At 64.7% G+C, this 17,262-nt stretch carries 15 protein-coding genes; 6 read left to right on the plus strand and 9 right to left on the minus strand.

Going from position 1 to position 17,262, the window contains the following annotated elements; translation table 11 throughout:
• Nucleotides 1-40 precede the first annotated feature (40 nt).
• The 4 genes from rloA2 to creD all read left to right on the plus strand — a co-directional run bounded on the left by rloA2 (nt 41) and on the right by creD (nt 4,363).
• A complete protein-coding gene (gene rloA2, locus AC07VU_RS06975; RefSeq protein ID WP_007926027.1) occupies nt 41-541 on the plus strand; it encodes a retropepsin-like aspartic peptidase RloA2 in 501 nt (166 codons plus the stop codon).
• Between the two features lie 69 nt (nt 542-610).
• A complete protein-coding gene (creB, locus tag AC07VU_RS06980; protein ID WP_009045935.1) occupies nt 611-1,291 on the plus strand; it encodes a two-component system response regulator CreB in 681 nt (226 codons plus the stop codon).
• Nucleotides 1,291-2,712 (plus strand): two-component system sensor histidine kinase CreC, encoded by a 1,422-nt coding sequence (gene creC / locus AC07VU_RS06985; protein ID WP_087089451.1) that lies wholly within the window; start codon nt 1,291-1,293, stop codon nt 2,710-2,712. The genes creB and creC overlap by 1 nt, the downstream gene beginning before the upstream one ends.
• A 274-nt stretch (nt 2,713-2,986) precedes the next feature.
• A complete protein-coding gene (creD, locus tag AC07VU_RS06990) occupies nt 2,987-4,363 on the plus strand; it encodes a cell envelope integrity protein CreD (RefSeq protein WP_053262913.1) in 1,377 nt (458 codons plus the stop codon).
• Nucleotides 4,364-4,569: 206 nt separating this feature from the next.
• Here the strand turns inward: creD and AC07VU_RS06995 are convergent, their stop codons facing one another.
• On the minus strand, nt 4,570-5,199 hold the full coding sequence (locus AC07VU_RS06995; RefSeq protein ID WP_495029643.1) for a glutathione S-transferase: 630 nt from the start codon (nt 5,197-5,199) through the stop codon (nt 4,570-4,572).
• 111 nt (nt 5,200-5,310) lie between these two features.
• Here AC07VU_RS06995 and AC07VU_RS07000 point away from each other — a divergent pair, with 111 nt between their 5' ends.
• A complete protein-coding gene (locus tag AC07VU_RS07000; protein WP_053262912.1) occupies nt 5,311-5,733 on the plus strand; it encodes a hypothetical protein in 423 nt (140 codons plus the stop codon).
• Here the strand turns inward: AC07VU_RS07000 and AC07VU_RS07005 are convergent.
• The 7 genes from AC07VU_RS07005 to AC07VU_RS07035 form a co-directional block, all read right to left on the minus strand.
• The gene (locus tag AC07VU_RS07005; RefSeq protein ID WP_495029644.1) at nt 5,711-5,899 is read right to left on the minus strand and encodes a hypothetical protein; all 189 of its coding nucleotides are present in this window, start codon (nt 5,897-5,899) and stop codon (nt 5,711-5,713) included. The two genes, AC07VU_RS07000 and AC07VU_RS07005, sit on opposite strands and share 23 nt — an antisense overlap.
• Complete coding sequence (locus AC07VU_RS07010; protein ID WP_495029645.1) at nt 5,896-7,029, minus strand: PepSY-associated TM helix domain-containing protein; 1,134 nt, start codon at nt 7,027-7,029, stop codon at nt 5,896-5,898. The genes AC07VU_RS07005 and AC07VU_RS07010 overlap by 4 nt, the downstream gene beginning before the upstream one ends.
• A gap of 63 nt (nt 7,030-7,092) precedes the next feature.
• Entirely contained in the window at nt 7,093-9,522 is a 2,430-nt protein-coding gene (locus AC07VU_RS07015; protein ID WP_495029646.1) for a TonB-dependent siderophore receptor, read from the minus strand.
• Between the two features lie 178 nt (nt 9,523-9,700).
• The gene (locus tag AC07VU_RS07020; RefSeq protein WP_495029647.1) at nt 9,701-10,687 is read right to left on the minus strand and encodes a FecR domain-containing protein; all 987 of its coding nucleotides are present in this window, start codon (nt 10,685-10,687) and stop codon (nt 9,701-9,703) included.
• A complete protein-coding gene (locus AC07VU_RS07025; protein ID WP_007926037.1) occupies nt 10,684-11,202 on the minus strand; it encodes an RNA polymerase sigma factor in 519 nt (172 codons plus the stop codon). The genes AC07VU_RS07020 and AC07VU_RS07025 overlap by 4 nt, the downstream gene beginning before the upstream one ends.
• 275 nt (nt 11,203-11,477) lie before the next feature.
• Nucleotides 11,478-12,185: a 3'-5' exonuclease gene (locus tag AC07VU_RS07030; protein WP_495029648.1), complete on the minus strand. Its 708-nt coding sequence runs from the start codon at nt 12,183-12,185 to the stop codon at nt 11,478-11,480.
• Nucleotides 12,182-14,122 (minus strand): putative nucleotidyltransferase substrate binding domain-containing protein, encoded by a 1,941-nt coding sequence (locus tag AC07VU_RS07035; RefSeq protein WP_495029649.1) that lies wholly within the window; start codon nt 14,120-14,122, stop codon nt 12,182-12,184. Before AC07VU_RS07035 ends, AC07VU_RS07030 begins: the two co-directional genes overlap by 4 nt.
• A gap of 253 nt (nt 14,123-14,375) precedes the next feature.
• On the opposite strand from AC07VU_RS07035, the gene AC07VU_RS07040 reads away from it, so the two are divergent.
• Nucleotides 14,376-14,822, plus strand: coding sequence for a response regulator (locus AC07VU_RS07040; protein ID WP_274304862.1), 447 nt, complete (start codon nt 14,376-14,378; stop codon nt 14,820-14,822).
• A gap of 112 nt (nt 14,823-14,934) precedes the next feature.
• Here the strand turns inward: AC07VU_RS07040 and AC07VU_RS07045 are convergent, their stop codons facing one another.
• Nucleotides 14,935-17,112, minus strand: a complete 2,178-nt coding sequence (locus tag AC07VU_RS07045; protein ID WP_495029650.1) for a malate synthase G — start codon at nt 17,110-17,112, stop codon at nt 14,935-14,937.
• Nucleotides 17,113-17,262: the final 150 nt, after the last annotated feature.

Below are 17,262 nucleotides of genomic sequence, written 5' to 3' on the forward strand. Positions count from 1 at the left end.
TCTAAAATCCTGCTGCCCACTTTCCAAGGAACCTGCTCACGTGAAATCCGTCCTTGCACTCCTGTCCCTGCTGGCGCTGCCGGTCATGGCCGCCGAGCCGACCCTCTACGGGCGCTACGAATACATTCAACTGCCGGAAATCGGCGAAACCCTCAAGGCCAAGATGGACACCGGCGCCCTGACCGCCTCGCTGTCGGCCAAGGACATCGAGACCTTCACCCGCGATGGCGAGGAGTGGGTACGTTTCCGCCTGGCGACCAAGGATGCCGACGGCAAGGTCTACGAACACAAGGTGGCGCGGATCAGCAAGATCAAGAACCGCGCCGATGAAGACGAAGACAAGGAAGAGGCCCAGGTGGCCAAGCGTCCGGTGGTCGACCTGGAAATGTGCCTGGGTAACGTCAAGCGCACTGTCGAGGTCAACCTGACCGACCGCAGCAGCTTCAACTACCCACTGCTGATCGGCGCCAAGGCCCTGCGCGAGTTCGGCGCCGCCGTGAACCCGGCCCGGCGTTACACCGCGGACAAGCCCGACTGCTGATCAGACCTGATTGACGGCGCATGAGGCATCCGGCACCGTTCTGGCACTTACCTCCCGTGCTTGGATGCCATGCCTCATATCCTGATTGTCGAAGACGAAGCGGCGATTGCCGATACGCTGATTTTTGCCCTGCAGGGTGAAGGTTTCAGCACCACCTGGCTGAATCTCGGGCAGGCGGCGCTGGACTATCAGCGCCATACACCGGCGGACCTGCTGATTCTCGACATTGGCCTGCCGGACATCAGCGGCTTCGAAACCTGCAAGCAACTGCGGCGCTTCAGCGAGGTGCCAGTGATGTTCCTCAGTGCCCGGGACGGTGAAATCGACCGGGTGGTGGGCCTGGAAATCGGCGCCGACGATTACGTGGTCAAGCCCTTCAGCCCGCGCGAGGTCGCCGCGAGGGTCAAGGCCATCCTCAAGCGCATGGCGCCGCGGGCGGTGGTCGAGGCGCCGGCTTCGCCGTTTCAGGTCGATACCGACAAGTTCCAGATCAGCTATCGCGGCCAGTTGCTGAGCCTGACCCGCCATGAGTTCCGCCTGCTGCATTGCCTGCTGGAGCAACCCGAGCGGGTGTTCAGCCGCGAGCAGTTGCTCGACGCCCTGGGGGTGGCGGCGGATGCCGGCTACGAGCGCAGCATCGACAGCCATATCAAGAGCCTGCGGGCCAAGCTGCGCCTGGTGGCGGCCGATGCCGAGCCGATCCAGACCCATCGCGGCCTGGGCTACAGCTACAGCCCGGGGCACAGCTGATGCCGTTGGGAATCCGGATTTTCCTGGTCTACGTCCTGTTCGTCGGCCTGACCGGTTATTTCGTGCTCAGCACGGTGATGGAGGAGATCCGCCCGGGCGTGCGCCAGTCCACCGAAGAAACCCTGGTGGACACCGCCAACCTGCTGGCGGAAATCCTGCGCGATGACTTCAAGGCCGGCACCCTCAGCGAGAACCGCTGGCCGCAGTTGCTCAAGGCCTATGGCGAGCGGCAGCCGGCGGCGACCATCTGGGGCCTGCCGAAGAACCAGGTCAACCACCGCATCTACGTCACCGACGCCCAGGGCAAAGTGGTGCTGGACTCCAGCGGCCTGGCGGTCGGCCAGGACTATTCGCGCTGGAACGACGTGTACCTGACCCTGCGCGGCCAATACGGCGCGCGCTCCTCGCGCAGCGTGGCCGATGACCCGAACTCCTCGGTGATGCATGTCGGCGCGCCGATTCGCGACAACGGCCGGATCATCGGCGTGGTCACCGTGGCCAAGCCCAACAGTTCCCTGCAACCCTACGTCGACCGCACCGAGCGCCGCCTGCTGTGGTACGGCGCCGGCCTGATCGGCCTGGGCCTGCTGTTCGGTGCCTTGCTGTCCTGGTGGCTGAGCGCTGCCCTGCGCCGCCTGACCGGTTATGCCCAGGCGGTCAGCGAAGGCCGTCGCGCCGAGCTGCCGCACTATCGCGGCGGCGAACTGGAACAGCTGGCCACGGCGGTGGAGGACATGCGCACCCAGCTGGAGGGCAAGGCCTATGTCGAGCGTTATGTGCACACCCTGACCCACGAACTGAAAAGCCCGCTGGCGGCGATTCGCGGGGCGGCGGAGCTGTTGCAGAGCGATATGCCCGGCGAACAGCGCGCACGTTTCGTCAGCAACATCGACAGCGAAAGCGCGCGCATGCAGCACTTGATCGAGCGTTTGCTGAACCTGGCGCTGGTCGAGCAGCGTCATGGCCTGGAAGAGCGGGAGGCGGTGCCGCTGGCGGACCTGGCGAACCAGGTGCTGGACAGCCAGAAGGCACGGATCGAGGGCAAGGGCCTGCAGGTCGAGCAGCGTATCGACCCGGGGCTGAAGCTGTCGGGAGAAGCGTTCCTGTTGCGCCAGGCCCTGGGCAACCTGCTGGAAAACGCCCTGGATTTCACCCCCGCCGGTGGTGTGCTGCGCCTGAGCGCCAGCAGAACGGGCGACCAGCTGCGGTTGAGCCTGTTCAACCAGGCCGAGCCCATCCCGGACTACGCCCTGGCGCGCCTGACCGAACGTTTCTACTCCCTGCCACGGCCTGACAGCGGGCGCAAAAGCACCGGCCTGGGGCTGAACTTCGTCGAAGAGGTGGTGCAGCTGCATGGCGGCCAGATGCGGATCGGCAATGTGGAAGGCGGCGTTGAAGTGACCTTGCAGTTCCCGGCCTGATTCCCTGCGTGTACCGTTTTGCGGCTGCTTCGCAGACCGATCGCAGGCTGCGCCAGCGGCTGCAAGATGCACGGAATCTGTGTAGCCGCTGGCGCAGCCTGCGATCGGGCGCGAAGCAGCCGCCAGATCTGCCAGCCACCCCATCTCTATGGGGCCACCGATAGACGCTCCTGCAAAGGGCGAGGGGCAATCTCCACACAGTCTCCACACAGCCCCCATAAAACCCCCACATGGGCTGCCCAGACTCTCCCTCATTCGAACAGGGAGAGAACCCATGAATCGCAATCTGACCATAAAGCTGGGGGCTATCGCCCTTTTGATCCTGGGGCTGCTGGTCCCGCTGTTGATGATCGACGGGCTGATCCAGGAGCGCCAGGAACTGCGCGACGGTGTGCTGACCGATATCGCCCGCAGCTCCAGCTACAGCCAGCAACTGAGCGGCCCGCTGCTGGTGGTGCCTTATCGCAAGGTGGTGCGCACCTGGAAAACCAACGAGAAGACCAACAAGCGTTACCAGGAGCTGGGAGAAGAGCGCGGGCAGCTGTATTTCCTGCCGGAGCACTTCGAACTCGATGGCCAGGTACGGACCGAATTGCGTGCCCGGGGCATCTACCAGGCCCGGCTGTTCCATGCCAACAACCGCATCAGCGGCCAGTTTGCGCTGCCCGAGCAATTGGGGATCAAGGAAGACTTCGTCGACTACAAATTCGAGCAGCCGTTTCTCGCCGTGGGCATCAGCGACATTCGCGGTATCGAACAAGCGCTGGCCCTCGAACTGAACGGACAGAACCTGCCGTTCGCTCCCGGCAGCCGGATTGACTGGCTCGGGGAGGGCGTACACGTCAACCTGCCGCTGCTGGACGGCAAGCGCAGCACCGACCTGGACTTCGCCTTCGATCTGCAACTGCAAGGCACCGGTCAGTTGCAGGTGCTGCCGGTGGGCAAGACCAGCAAGGTGCGCCTGCGTGCCGACTGGCCTCATCCGAGCTTTATCGGCAACTACCTGCCGGCCCAGCGTGAGATTTCCGACCTGGGCTTCGCCGCCAACTGGCAGACCTCGTTCTTCTCCACCAACCTGGAAAGCGCGTTGATCAATTGCCTGGCCAGCGGGCAGTGCAAGGAGTTCAAGAACCGCTCCTTCGGCGTGAGTTTCATCGACCCGGTGGACCAGTACCTCAAGAGCGACCGGGCGATCAAATACGCGCTGCTGTTCATCGCCCTGACCTTTGCCGGCTTCTTCCTCTTCGAGGTGCTCAAGAGCCTGGCGGTGCACCCGGTGCAATACGCCCTGGTGGGCGTGGCCCTGGCGTTCTTCTATCTGTTGCTGCTGTCGCTGTCGGAGCACATCGGCTTCGCCCTGGCCTACCTGCTGTCGGCCGGGGCCTGTGTGGCGCTGATCGGCTTCTACGTCAGCCATGTGTTGCGCAGCCTGGGCCACGGCCTGAGTTTCGCCGCCGGCCTGGCCGCTTTGTATGGCCTGTTGTACGGCTTGCTCAGCGCCGAGGATTACGCGCTGCTGATGGGCTCGCTGCTGCTGTTCGGCCTGCTGGGTGTGTTCATGGTGCTGACCCGCAAACTCGACTGGTACGGCGTAGGCCAGGCCAAACCGGCCCAGCCGCTGACGTTCGAGGCGCAGGTGGCCCATGAGTAGGTCGTTGGGGTTGCGCGAGGACCAGCAGGCAGCGGAAGCCTTGCTGGCATGGATAGTCGGGTTGCTGCCTGAAGCTCCGTGGGGCGGCCATCGCGAGCAAGCTCGCTCCTACAGGTACTGCGCTGTTCCATGTAGGAGCGAGCTTGCTCGCGATAGGGCCGGACCGGCCGCCACCATGCTTCAGGTGATGACCGCGCCCGGGGCCTTCAAACCGGCGGCTGGGTCGCCAGCATCGAAGGGCGTCGACTGACCTCGGCGTACCAGGCCGCCAGTTGGGGCTGGGCGTCGCGCCACCGCAGGTCGGGGTGGCGGAAATCGAGGTAACCCAGGGCACAGGCGACGCCGATGGAAGCGACGTCGAAGTGGCTGGCCAGTTCGGCGATCGCATCGGCCTCGAGCACGGCCAGGGCGCGGCGGATCTTGTCGCGCTGGCCGTCGAGCCACTGCTCCCAGTGTTTCTCGGGGGCGCGCAGGGCCAGTTCGTAACGGATCAGCACCGAGGCATCGAGGATCCCGTCGGCCAGCGCCGCCAGGGTCAGGCGCCGCCAGCGGGCCGAGCCTTCGCGGGGGATCAGCGGGTTGCCGACATGCTGCTGGTCGAGGTAGTCGAGGATCACCCGGCTGTCGTACAGCACGTTGCCGTCGGCCAGGCGCAGGGCGGGAATCTTGCCCAGCGGGTTGTCCTGGTTGAGGGCGGTGTCCGGGTTCACCGGGGTCAACTGGCTGGCTTGCAGGACCACGCGGTCCAGCTGGCCGGTCTCGTGCAGCAGCACCATGACTTTGCGCACATAAGGTGATGCCGGGTTGTGGAACAGCGTCATGCTGGGGGTGGACATGAATATTCCTCGAAGGTGGAAGTGGAGCGCAGGCTCGCCGCCCCGGGGATCTTAACGCAGCCTCTGGCCCCGGCCACAGGGGCGGCATGCAGGACAGACAAGGAGTGATGAATGCGCAGGTGTTATTTTCGGCACGGGTTGTACAGCCTGGTCCTGACGCTGTCGGGCGCGCTGGCGGTGTACCTGGCCTTGCAGTATGAGTTTCGCCGCCACGGCGAGGGTGAGCCGGAACTGATCATGGCGTTCGCCTACATGGCCTGGTACTGGGCGCTGCCGGCGCTGGCCTTGCCGGCTTTGGGCTGTGCCCTGCTGAGTCTGCGGGGCCCCGGCCCGGTGACCCGGCCCTGGCGCTGGGGCCTGGCGGCGAGCTACGTACCGCTGCTGGGGCTGGCGCTGTTCTGCGTACTGGTGGCCGCCGAGGCGCAGCAGGAAAACCGCGTATTCATCCCGGTGCTGCCGATCGGCCTGGGGCTGGCGCTGTACCTGTGGCGCGGTTTCCCCGCCGCCGGGGTCAGGCCGGTGGCGGGCGGTTGAACAGACCCCGCAGGGCGATCAGGGCCGGAGCGCCCAGGCCGAGCCAGCTCAGGGCGTCCCAGATGCCGTCGCCGAGCAGCGCGGAGAACAGCCCCGCGGCACAGAGCACGGCAATGAACAACGGCGCGCCGAAGACCTTCCAGAAATTCGATTGCCGCGGCTTCATGGCGCCACCGCGGCGGGTTCGCCTAATGCCGGCCGGGCCGCGCGGCGCCGCACCAGCCACAGGTACACCCCGCTGCCCAGGACAATGATGGTCAGCACATCCAGGGTCGCCCAGAGGATCTTCATCGGCAGGCCGCCGTAGTCGCCGAAGTGCAGCGGTTGCGACATGCCCATGGCGTCCATGTACCAGGGACGTTCGGCCACCGCGGTGACCTCCAGGGTGCTGGCGTCGATCAGCACCGGGGTCAGCAGGTGCGAGGTCAGGTGGGTGCTGCCTTTCATGAACACCGCGTAGTGATGCTCGCTGGAAAAACGTGTGCCGGGGAAGGCGATGAAGTCCGGCTGCATGCCCGGCGCCACTTCCTTGGCGATCTCCAGCAGGCGGCTGGCCGGGGCCAGTCGGGTCAGTGGCGGGGCCTCGCGGTAAGGCTCGATCATCGCGCTGAGGCTGTCGTTGCGCCAGGCCGCGATCAGCAAGTCGGCGCAGGCGCTGATCACCCCGGTGACGCCGACCACGAGGGCCCAGGTCAGGGTCACCACGCCGATCAGGTTATGCAGGTCCAGCCAGCGCAGGCGGGTGGACTTGTCCTGGCGCACCGTGGCGAACTCCAGCCGGCGCATGAACGGCAGGTACAGCACCACGCCGGAGACGATCGCCAGCACGAACAGCAGCCCCATGAACGCCAGCAGCAGCTTGCCCGGCAGGCCGGCGAACAGGTCCACGTGCAGGCGCAGCATGAACATCATCAGCCCGCCATTGGCCGAGGGTGTTTCCACGGCTTCGCCGGTGCGCGCGTCGAGCATGAAGGTGTGGGACGAGTTGGGCTCGGTGCCGGCGGTCCTGGCCATGATGGTGAGCACGCCGTTGGGGTCTTCCTCGTCCCAGCCGAAGTACTGCATGACCTCGCCCGGCCGATGGGCCTCGGCGGCGCGCACCAGCTGCTGCAGATCCAGCTGCGGGGTGTCGGCGGGCATTTCCCGCAGCTGCGGTGCGTCGCCCAGCAGTTGATCGATCTCGTGGTGAAAGATCAGCGGCAGGCCGGTCAGGGCCAGCATCAGCAGGAACACCGTGCAGATCAGGCTGGTCCAGGTGTGGATAAAGGACCAGCGGCGAATGGTTTTGCTTTTCATTTCTTAGCCTTCAGACACAGCAAAGCCGTCCTTGCAGGACGGCCTGGTTGTTAACTCAGCCGATTACCACTGATAGGTGGCACTGGCGACCACGCTACGCTGATCGCCGAAATAGCAGTAGGAACCATCGCAGGTGGACAGGTAATCCTTGTCGAACAGGTTGGTGGCGTTGAGTTTCAGCGACGCGCCTTTGAGGCTGCTGTCCAGGCGGCCCAGGTCGTAATGCACGGCGGCATCGAACACTGTGTAGGCATTGGCCTTGCCCAGCCAGGTATTGGCCTGGTCGCCGTAGGTGTTGCCGGTATAGCGGGCACCGGCGCCAATGCCGAAACCGTCGAGCACACCGCTGTGCCAGGTGTAGTCGGTCCACAGGGAGGCTTGCTGGTTGGGCATCAGTTGCAGGCGGTTGCCTTTGTAGATGCCTTTTTGCACCTCGGACTTGGCCAGGGTGTAGGCGGCGATGACCTTGAGGTTGTCGGTCACGTCGGACACGGCTTCCAGTTCCAGGCCTTTGACCTTCACTTCGCCGGTCTGGTTGGTGACCGACTCGCCACCGGCACCGATGCTGGTCACCAGCACGTTTTTCTGGGTCAAGTCGTAGACCGCCGCACTCAGCAAGGTGTTGGAGCCCGGCGGCTGGTACTTGATGCCCAGCTCCCATTGCTTGCCTTCCGTGGGTTTATACGACTCGGTGGGGGAGACGCTGGCGTTGCTGGCGGGCTGGAAGGATTCGGCGTAGGACAGGTACGGCACCAGGCCCGAGTCGAACACATAGCTCAGTGCCGCGTTGCCACTGAAGTTCTTGCTGCGGTCGGTGTTGGTCACGTCGTTCTTGTTGAAGTACGTGGTGCCCTGGTGCACCCAGTCTTCACGACCGCCCAGGGTCAGGCGCCATTTGTCCAGGGCCATCTGGTCCTGCACGTAGAGGCCGGTCTGCACGGTTTTCTGGTTGTAGTCGTAGTAAGCGCTGGAGCGCGCCGGGCGCACGATCGGCTGGCCATAAACCGGATTGAAGATGTTGGTGGTCCCGCCGTCGCCGTAAATCGACAGGTAGGAAGTGTCGGTCCGTTGGTGATCCAGGCCGATCAGCACGGTGTGGGTGATGTCGCCGGTGGCGAAGTCGGCCTGGAAGTTGTTGTCGACCGCGAACTGGCTGATGTCCTCGTCGACGTTGGTCGAGGTACGGCTGATATTGCCTGCCGCGTCAGCCGGGGAGTAGGCGTAGGAACCCACGGTCAGTTGCTGGAAGGACAGCTCCGATTTGGTGTAGCGCAGGTTCTGGCGGAACTGCCAGACATCGTTGAAACGGTGCTCGAAGGCATAGCCCAGGGCGTAGTAGGTACGGTCGTAGAACTCGTAGTCCGGGTCGCCGAGGTTCTTGTGATGGGAGACATCGCCCAGTGGCGACTTGATCTTGGTGCCCTGGATCGGCATGAACTGGCTGGTCGCCCCGGTGTCGTCGCGGGTGAACTGCGAAAGCAGGGTCAGCCTGGTATCGGTGTCGATGTTCCAGGTCAGGCTGGGGGCGATGTTGTAGCGCTTGTTGTCGATGTGATCGACCTGCGTTCCGGCATCCCGCACCACGCCGCTGAGGCCGTAGAGGAACTGGCCTTCATCGTCGATCTTGCCGGTGCTGGCGAAGTTGATCTGGCGGTAGTTGTCGCTGCCGTACTGCAGCTGGATGGCATTGCTCGATTGAGCGCTGGGGCGCCGGCTGACCATGTCCAGCAGGCCGCCCGGCGGGGTCTGGCCGTAGACGGAGGAAGCCGGGCCGCGCAGCAGGGCCAGGCGGTCGAGGTTCCAGGTCTCCGCTTTCGGGTTGGCATACACACCGCGGGGCAGCGGCAGGCCGTCGAGGAATTGGGTGGGCTCGAAGCCGCGCACGCGCATCCAGTCATAACGGGTGTCGCTGCCGTAGCTGGCGGAAACGATACCGGGCATGTAACGCACGGCATCGTCCAGATTCTGCACGTTGCGGTCTTCCATCTGCTGGCGGGTCGCGACGGAAATCGAACGCGGCGCTTCGACCAGCGAGGTGTCGGTCTTGGTGCCGGCGGCGGTGCGCGTGGCGAGGTAACCGTCCACCGGCCCCCAGGCACTCTCATAAGCCTGCTGGCCGGTAATGCTGGTTTCCGGCAGGGCCACCACACCGTCGGGAATCGCCACCAGGCTGTAGGTGCCGGCACTGCTTTGTTCCAGTTGCAGGCCGGTGCCGCGTAGGGCCTCGCGCAGGGCGCCGGCGGCGTCGAACTGGCCTTTGACCGGGGCCGAAGTCTTGCCGGCGGCCAGGCTCGGGTTGAGGCTCAGGGCCAGGCCCGACTGGCTGGCGATCTGGTTCAGGGTGCGGGCCAGGGGCGCGGCCGGCAGGTTGTAGGCGCGCACGCTGGACGCCTGTTCGGCGGCGATCAGCGGGGTGCTGGCCAGCGGGGCGCAAAGGGCAATCGCCACGGCCAACAGGCTGGGGCGCAACAGGGTGTCTAGCGAGCGGGACATACGGCGGCTCCTGGATGGAAACATTTCTCAATTGCCTATGTGCCGGACGAGACTCCAAAAGTGATAGGGCGGACTGAAAATAATTTCGATTCACGAAAATAAGAGGGACATTTCAGGTTGGGGCAGGCGGCGTCAGTTGGAATTTTCGCGAGCTTGCTCGCGATAAAAATCGTGCTGCCTAGGGCTTGGCCTTGCTCTCGGTCCGCGCCACCAACGTCACCCACCAGGGCGTATGCCGCTCGATGGCCACGGGCAGCGTCGGCAGCAGCGCGCTCAGGGCCAGGTCGGTGTCGTGCAGCGGGAAGCTGCCGGTGATGCGCAGGTCGGCCACCTCGTCGGCCACCCCCAGATGGCCGCGGCGGTAGCGCCCCAGTTCGCTGACCAGATCCGCCAGGCGTGCGTTGTCCACCACCAACATGCCGCGGGTCCAGGCGTCGGCGCCGGGGTTCAGGGCCAGCAGCGGGCCGAGGCCGTCGCGGCGCATCAGCACCTGCTGGCCTTCCTTGAGGATCTGCTCGTCCTGGCTGGATTCAGGCCGCGCGGCCACGGCCGATTGCAGCACGCTCAGGCGCGTGCCCTGTTCCTCGCGCTTGACCAGGAAGCGCGTGCCCAGCGCGCGCATATGGCCTTCGCGGGTTTCGACGATAAAGGGGCGGGCGTCGTTGTGGCCGGTCTCGACCAGGATCTCGCCTTCCTGCAACACGATGCGTCGCTGCTTTTCGTCGAAACGCATATCCACGGCGCTGTGGGTATTGAGGTTGATCACGGTGCCGTCGGCCAGGCGCAGGGTGCGCTGCTCGCCGGTGGCGGTGCGCTGGTCGGCGAGCCAGTAATCCAGCTGGCCGTAACGGTCGCCGGCGAACAGGGCCAGGCCCAGCAGCAGGGCGACGCTGGCCAGCCCGCTGCCGAGCTTGCGCACGCGCCGCCGGATGCCGTCCCGCGATTGCAGCAGGGCGCTGCGGGCCGGGCCGCTGGCGACGCTGAAACGCTGGTCGAGCATGCCCAGCTGGCGCCAGGCGCGGGCGTGTTCTTCATCGGCGGCGTGCCATTTGGCGAATTCTTCGCGGGCCATTGGGTTGCCTTCGCCGGAATCCAGCGACAACTGCCAGGCAATCGCCGCGTCCAGCACCCGGGCGGACACCGGTTTGGCGTTGAGCGGGCTCATGCCGGCTCACCGTACAGGGCGACGTAGCACTGGCGAATGCCCTGGGCCAGGTACTGCCTGACCCGCGGCACGGACACCCCGAGGCGTTCGGCGATTTCGGCGTGGCCGAGGCCGTCGAGGCGGTTATAGAGGAAGGCGGCGCGGGCCTTGCTCGACAGCTTGCCCAGCAGGCGGTCGATGGCCTTGAGGTCTTCGAGGATCGATTGCTGTTCTTCCGGGGAGGGGTGTTCCTCTTCCGGGATCAGCATCAGTTCGGTGAGGTAGGCCTGCTCCAGCGCGGCGCGGCGGAAGTAGTCGAACAGCAGGCCCTTGGCGATGGCCACCAGGAACGCCCGCGGCTCGCGCGGGGCTTTCAGTTCGTCGCGGCCCAGCAGGCGGACGAAGGTGTCCTGGCTCAGGTCCTCGGCCCGTTGCGGGCAGGCCACGTTGCGCCGCAGCCAGGCCAGCAGCCAGCCGCGATGGTCGCGATACAACGCACCAACGAGGTCACTGTGGGGGCTTTGGGCTGACGGCACCTGGGTATCCCAATCGAGAAGTTGAAACTAACGAGAATTATTCGCGATTGTGGCAGGGCGCAAAGAGCCGCGCAATGGGCGCCGGTCGGCGGGGTGGATAGCCAATGTTTCGGGCCGATACCTGTAGCCGCTGCCGAGCAACGCGAGGCTGCGACCGGCAACGCAGTTACCGCAAAGCCTGGGCTTGCAGTGTGCCAGGCAGAACGCGCTGCCCCCGGCCGCCGACCGCTATGCGCTCGATCGCAGCCTCGCAGGGCTCGGCAGCGGCTACAGGGTCAGAAGGAGTGGCTCTGCTGTCGGCGTTTCCATTGGCTGAGCCGCTGTTGCAGGTTCAGCGGGCTGTGGATCTGCTGCTGGCGGGCGCGGCTGAACAGGATCAGCGCCAGCTCGGCGGTGGCCAGGGCGTCGGCGGCGGCATGGTGGCGTTCGCCGGCGTGCAGCTTGAAGTAGCCCATCCAGTCATCCAGCCCGGCTTCGCGGATATGCGCCTGGGGGCAGAGCAGCGGGGCCATTTCGGCGACGTCGAGGAACGGATGCTGCAGGCGATAACCCAGGCTGTCCTTCAGCGCCCGGCCGAGCATGTGCTGGTCGAATGGCGCATGGAAGGCCAGCAGCGGGCTGTCGCCGACGAACGCCATGAAATCCAGCAAGGCTTCCACCGGGTCGCTGCCGGCGGCGATCGCGCTAGGGCCGAGACCGTGAATCAGCACGCTGGGGCTGAGCTTGTGATCGGTACGTTGCAAGGTGCGCTCGAACTGCTGGCCCAAATCGATGGCGCCGTCTTCTATCACCACCGCGCCAATGGACAGCACCTGGTCGCGATTGAGGTTGAGCCCGCTGGTTTCCAGGTCCAGCACCACCCAGCGCTGTTCGCGCAGGCTGCATTCGCCCAGCGCCGGGGCGACGGGCAGGCGCTCGCGGCGTTGTTGCTGTTCGGCGCTGAGTACCGCGCTGGCCGGGCGCAACCAGGCGAACAGGCTCATAGCTGATACCTCAGCGCCAGGCTGCTTTGCAGGCGCTGGGCCTGGCGCATCGACTCGCGCAGGATCCGCCGGTCCAGGTGGTTGAGGCTGTCCGGGTCGACTCGGTTGGAGTAGGGCAGGTTCTGCCGGGTCTGCAATTGGTGCTGTTGCATGCGGGTCTGCTGGATGAAGTGATAAGCCTCTTCATACGCGGCGCCGTCGAGGGTTTCGATGACTTCCCTGGCCACCAGCTGGCGCAGGCGCTCCAGGGTGTTGCTGGCATCGATGCCATTGGCCAGGGCCAGCAGGCGCGCACCGTCGACGAAAGGGGTGAGGCCCTGGACCTTGAGGTCGAGGGTGGCTTTTTCGCCATTTTTCCTGGCCAGGACGAACTCGCGAAAACGCCCCACCGGCGGGCGCTGGCGCAGCGCGTTCTCGGCCATCATGCGCTGGAACAGGCGGTTGTCGCCGACCTGGTCGAGGATGCCGCGGCGCAGTTGCGCGCAGCCCTGCTCGTCGCCCCAGACCACCCGCAGGTCGAAATAGATGCTCGAACCCAGCAGGTTCTCCGGCGTGGCCTCACGGATGAAGGCGGCGAAGCGCCGTGCCCATTCGGCGCGGGACAGGCACAGCTCGGGGTTGCCGGCCATGATGTTGCCCTTGCACAGGGAGAAGCCGCACAGCGCCAGGCTCTGGTTGATCTGCTGCGCCAGGGGCAGCAGCTTGCCGCGAATCTCTGCCGCATGAGCGGCGTCGCGCGCTTCGAACAGGATGCCGTTGTCCTGGTCGGTGTGCAGGGTTTGCTCGCGCCGGCCTTCGCTGCCGAAACACAGCCAGCTGAACGGCACGCCCGGGTCGCCCTTGTCGGCCAGGGTCAGTTCGATGACCCGGCACACGGTGTGGTCGTTGAGCAGGGTGATGATGTGGGTGATCTGGGTCGAGGACGCGCCGTGGGCCAGCATGCGCTCCACCAACTGGCCGATCTCGCCGCGAATCGCCACCAGGTTGTCGATCCGTGGCGCGTTGCGGATGGTCCGCGCCAGGTGCACCAGGTCGACCCGCTGCAGGGAAAACAGGTCGCGCTCGGAAACCACGCCGCACAGGCGCTGTTCTTTGACCAGGCAGACGTGGGCGATGTGCCGTTCGGTCATGGCGATGGCGGCGTCGAATGCGCTGTGGTCCGGCGAGAGGGCGAACGGCGCCTGGGTCATGTGCCGTTCGATGCCCTGGTTGAAGTCGCTGGTGCCGTCGGCCACCACCTGGCGCAGGTCGCGCAGGGTAAAGATGCCGAGCGGCGCCTTGTGTTCATCCACCACCACGATGCTGCCGACTTGCTGTTCGTGCATCAGGCTCACGGCTTCGCGCAGTGGGGTGGACGGGCAGCAGGTCACTGGGTGGCGCATCGCCAGTTCGCCCAGCCGGGTGTTGAGGGAGTATTGGGTGCCGAGGGTTTCCACGGCTTTTTGCTGGACCTGCTGGTTGACCTGGTCCAGCAGGCTGCTGACGCCGCGCAGGGCGAAATCGCGAAACACCGCGCAAAGGGCGAACAGCTTGATGAAGGCCGGCTTGTTCAGTTGCAGGCAGAAGGTGTCCTCGGCCGCCAGGTGTTCGGTGCGGGTGGCGCGCTCGCCCAGCAGCGCGGCGAGGGGGAAACATTCGCCTGCGGTGATCTCGAAGGTGGTTTCGGTGCCGCCCTTGAGGGCGTGCTGACGCTCGCCGACCACCCGGCCCTGCTTGACGATATAGAAGTGTTCGACCGGTCCGTCGGCGGGTTTGATGATGCTTTCGCCGGGGCCGTAGAAACGCAGTTGGCATTGCTCGACCAGGTACGCCAGGTGAGCGTTTTCCATCTGATTGAAGGGGGGGAACCGCTGGAGAAACTGCATCGTGCCGTGGATGTTCTGCAACACCGCGGTTTTCCCTGCCTGGGTGAAGGCATCCGCTTTACTCATAACCATTACCGCAGTCTTTTTGGATTTGTCGTGGTCGGGTCTTGGGTCATGGTCGGTCCCACGCTGCCAGGTGCCCATTGGACGTAAGTCTAGGTAGCGGCTCTGCACCTGTTAATTCGCTTCAAGCAGGTGTCAAAACTGTGAAAAAAGTACTTATCCGGCCTCTTGGAAAAAAATCCGACGAAGTGCACATTGGAGGCCTGCTTAGCGATGTCTGACCACTGTGCTAGGGGATCGATTTGAATATGTAGAGAAAGCCATGTCCGACCACGATATTTTGAGTGATGCCGAGCGCGAGGCGTTGAACGCCGTGATGCTCGAGCCCGATCTGCCGCCCCAGCGCGTGTTGATCGCCGATGATGACAAGGATGCCCGTGAGTTGCTGTCGGAGATTCTCGGACTGGATGGCATTCGCTGCATGACCGCAGCCAGTGGCAAGGCAGCACTGGAACTGTTGAACTCGAACAAATCGATCGGACTGCTGATCACCGACCTGCGCATGGCCCCCTGCAACGGCCTGGATCTGATACGCCAGGTGCGCGAATCGGAGCGGGCGGCGTTGCCGATCATTATCATTTCCGGGGATGCCGATGTGCGTGACGCCATCGCGGCCATGCACCTGAGCGTGGTGGACTTCCTGCTCAAGCCGATCGACACCGGCAAGTTGCTGGCGCTGGTCAAGCATGAGCTGGGGGTGGTGCACTAGGAGCAGGGTGTCCCCTGTAGGAGCGAGCGTGCTCGCGATAAGATTCCCCGGCAGAAACACAAAAGCCCTGGTCTCGCGACCAGGGCTTTTTCTTTACCGCGTCAACGCAGGATCACAGGCCGTTGCGGGCCTTGAACTCGCGACGACGACGGTGCAGCACCGGCTCGGTGTAGCCATTGGGCTGCTTGGTGCCTTCGATCACCAGTTCGACCGCCGCCTGGAAGGCGATGTTGCTGTCGAAGTTCGGTGCCAGCGGACGGTACAGAGTGTCGCCGGCGTTCTGCCGGTCCACCACGGGCGCCATGCGCTTGAGACTTTCCATGACCTGGGCTTGGGTGACGACGCCATGGCGCAGCCAGTTGGCGATGTGCTGGCTGGAAATACGCAGGGTGGCGCGGTCTTCCATCAGGCCGACATCGTTGATGTCCGGCACCTTGGAACAGCCGACGCCCTGGTCGATCCAGCGCACCACGTAACCGAGAATGCCCTGGGCGTTGTTGTCCAGTTCGTTCTTGATCTCTTCGGCCGACCAGTTGGTGTTGCTGGCCAGCGGGATGGTCAGGATGTCGTCCACCGAGGCGCGGGCGCGCTTGGCCAGCTCGGCCTGGCGGGCGAACACATCGACCTTGTGGTAGTGCAGGGCGTGCAGGGCCGCGGCGGTGGGCGAGGGTACCCAGGCGGTGTTGGCGCCGGCCAGCGGGTGGGCGATTTTCTGTTCGAGCATGGCGGCCATCAGGTCCGGCATGGCCCACATGCCTTTACCGATCTGCGCACGACCTTGCAGACCGGTGCTCAGGCCGATATCGACGTTCCAGTTCTCGTAGGCGCCGATCCACTTGGCGGCCTTCATCTCGGCCTTGCGCACCACGGCGCCGGCTTCCATGGAGGTGTGGATTTCGTCGCCGGTACGGTCGAGGAAGCCGGTGTTGATGAACACTACGCGCTCGCTGGCGGCCTTGATGCAGGCCTTGAGGTTGACCGTGGTGCGGCGCTCCTCGTCCATGATCCCGACTTTCAGGGTGTTGCGCGGCAGTTCCAGCACGTCTTCGATGCGCCCGAACAACTCGTTGGTGAAAGCGGCTTCTTTCGGGCCGTGCATCTTCGGCTTCACGATATACACCGAGCCGGTGCGGCTGTTGGTGCGCGAGGTGTTGCCGTTGAGGTTGTGGATCGCCGCGAGGCTGGTGACCAGGCCATCGAGGATGCCTTCCGGCACTTCGTTGCCTTGGCTGTCGAGGATCGCGTCGATGGTCATCAGGTGACCCACGTTGCGCACGAACAGCAGCGAACGGCCGTGCAGCTTCACACTGCCGCCGTTGGGCGCGGTGTATTCGCGGTCGGCGTTCATGGTGCGGGTGAAGGTCTTGCCGCCCTTGGCCACTTCTTCGGCCAGGTCGCCCTTCATCAGGCCGAGCCAGTTGCGGTAGATCACCACCTTGTCGTCGGCGTCGACGGCGGCGACCGAGTCTTCGCAGTCCATGATGGTGGTCAGGGCGGCTTCCATCAGCACGTCCTTGACGCCGGCGGCGTCGGTCTGGCCAACCGGACTGCTGGCGTCGATCTGGATCTCGAAATGCAGGCCGTTGTGTTTCAGCAGCACCGCGGTCGGTGCCGCGGCATCGCCGTGGTAGCCGATCAGTTGAGCGTCGTCGCGCAGGCCGCTGTTGCTGCCACCCTTGAGGGCGACCACCAGCTTGCCGTCGACGATCTTGTAGCCGGTGGAGTCGACATGGGAGCCGGCAGCCAATGGCGCGGCCTCGTCGAGGAAGGCGCGGGCGAAGGCGATGACTTTGTCGCCACGCACCTTGTTGTAGCCTTTGCCTTTTTCCGCGCCGCCGGCTTCGCTGATGGCGTCGGTGCCATAGAGCGCGTCGTACAGCGAGCCCCAGCGGGCGTTGGAGGCGTTGAGGGCGAAGCGGGCATTCATCACCGGGACCACCAGCTGCGGACCGGCCATGCGGGCGATCTCGTCATCGACGTTTTGCGTCGTGGCCTGGAAGTCCGCCGCTTCTGGCAGCAGGTAACCGATGTCTTGCAGGAAGGCTTTGTAGGCCACGGCATCGTGGGCTTGTCCGGCACGGGCTTGGTGCCAGGCATCGATACGCGCCTGGAAATCGTCGCGTTTGGCGAGTAGGGCTTTGTTCTTCGGTGCCAGGTCGTGGATGACCTTGTCGGCGCCGGCCCAGAACGTGTCGGCGGTGAGGCCGGTACCGGGAATGGCTTCGTTGTTCACGAAGTCGAACAGGACTTTGGCGACCTGCAGGCCACCGACTTGAACGTGTTCAGTCATTGCTTGCCTCACTCTGCTCAGCTATTTCGCTTTTCAGCTCTTCAAATTGACAATGAAGCCTCTGGCCATTTAAACCACAAACCCCTCTACCAGTACATGCCATCGCGGGCGGCTGGGATGGTTCCAATCAACGGCTCGGAGCCTTGCTGA

Source organism: Pseudomonas sp. GW821-FHT02B10, assembly GCF_059421865.1.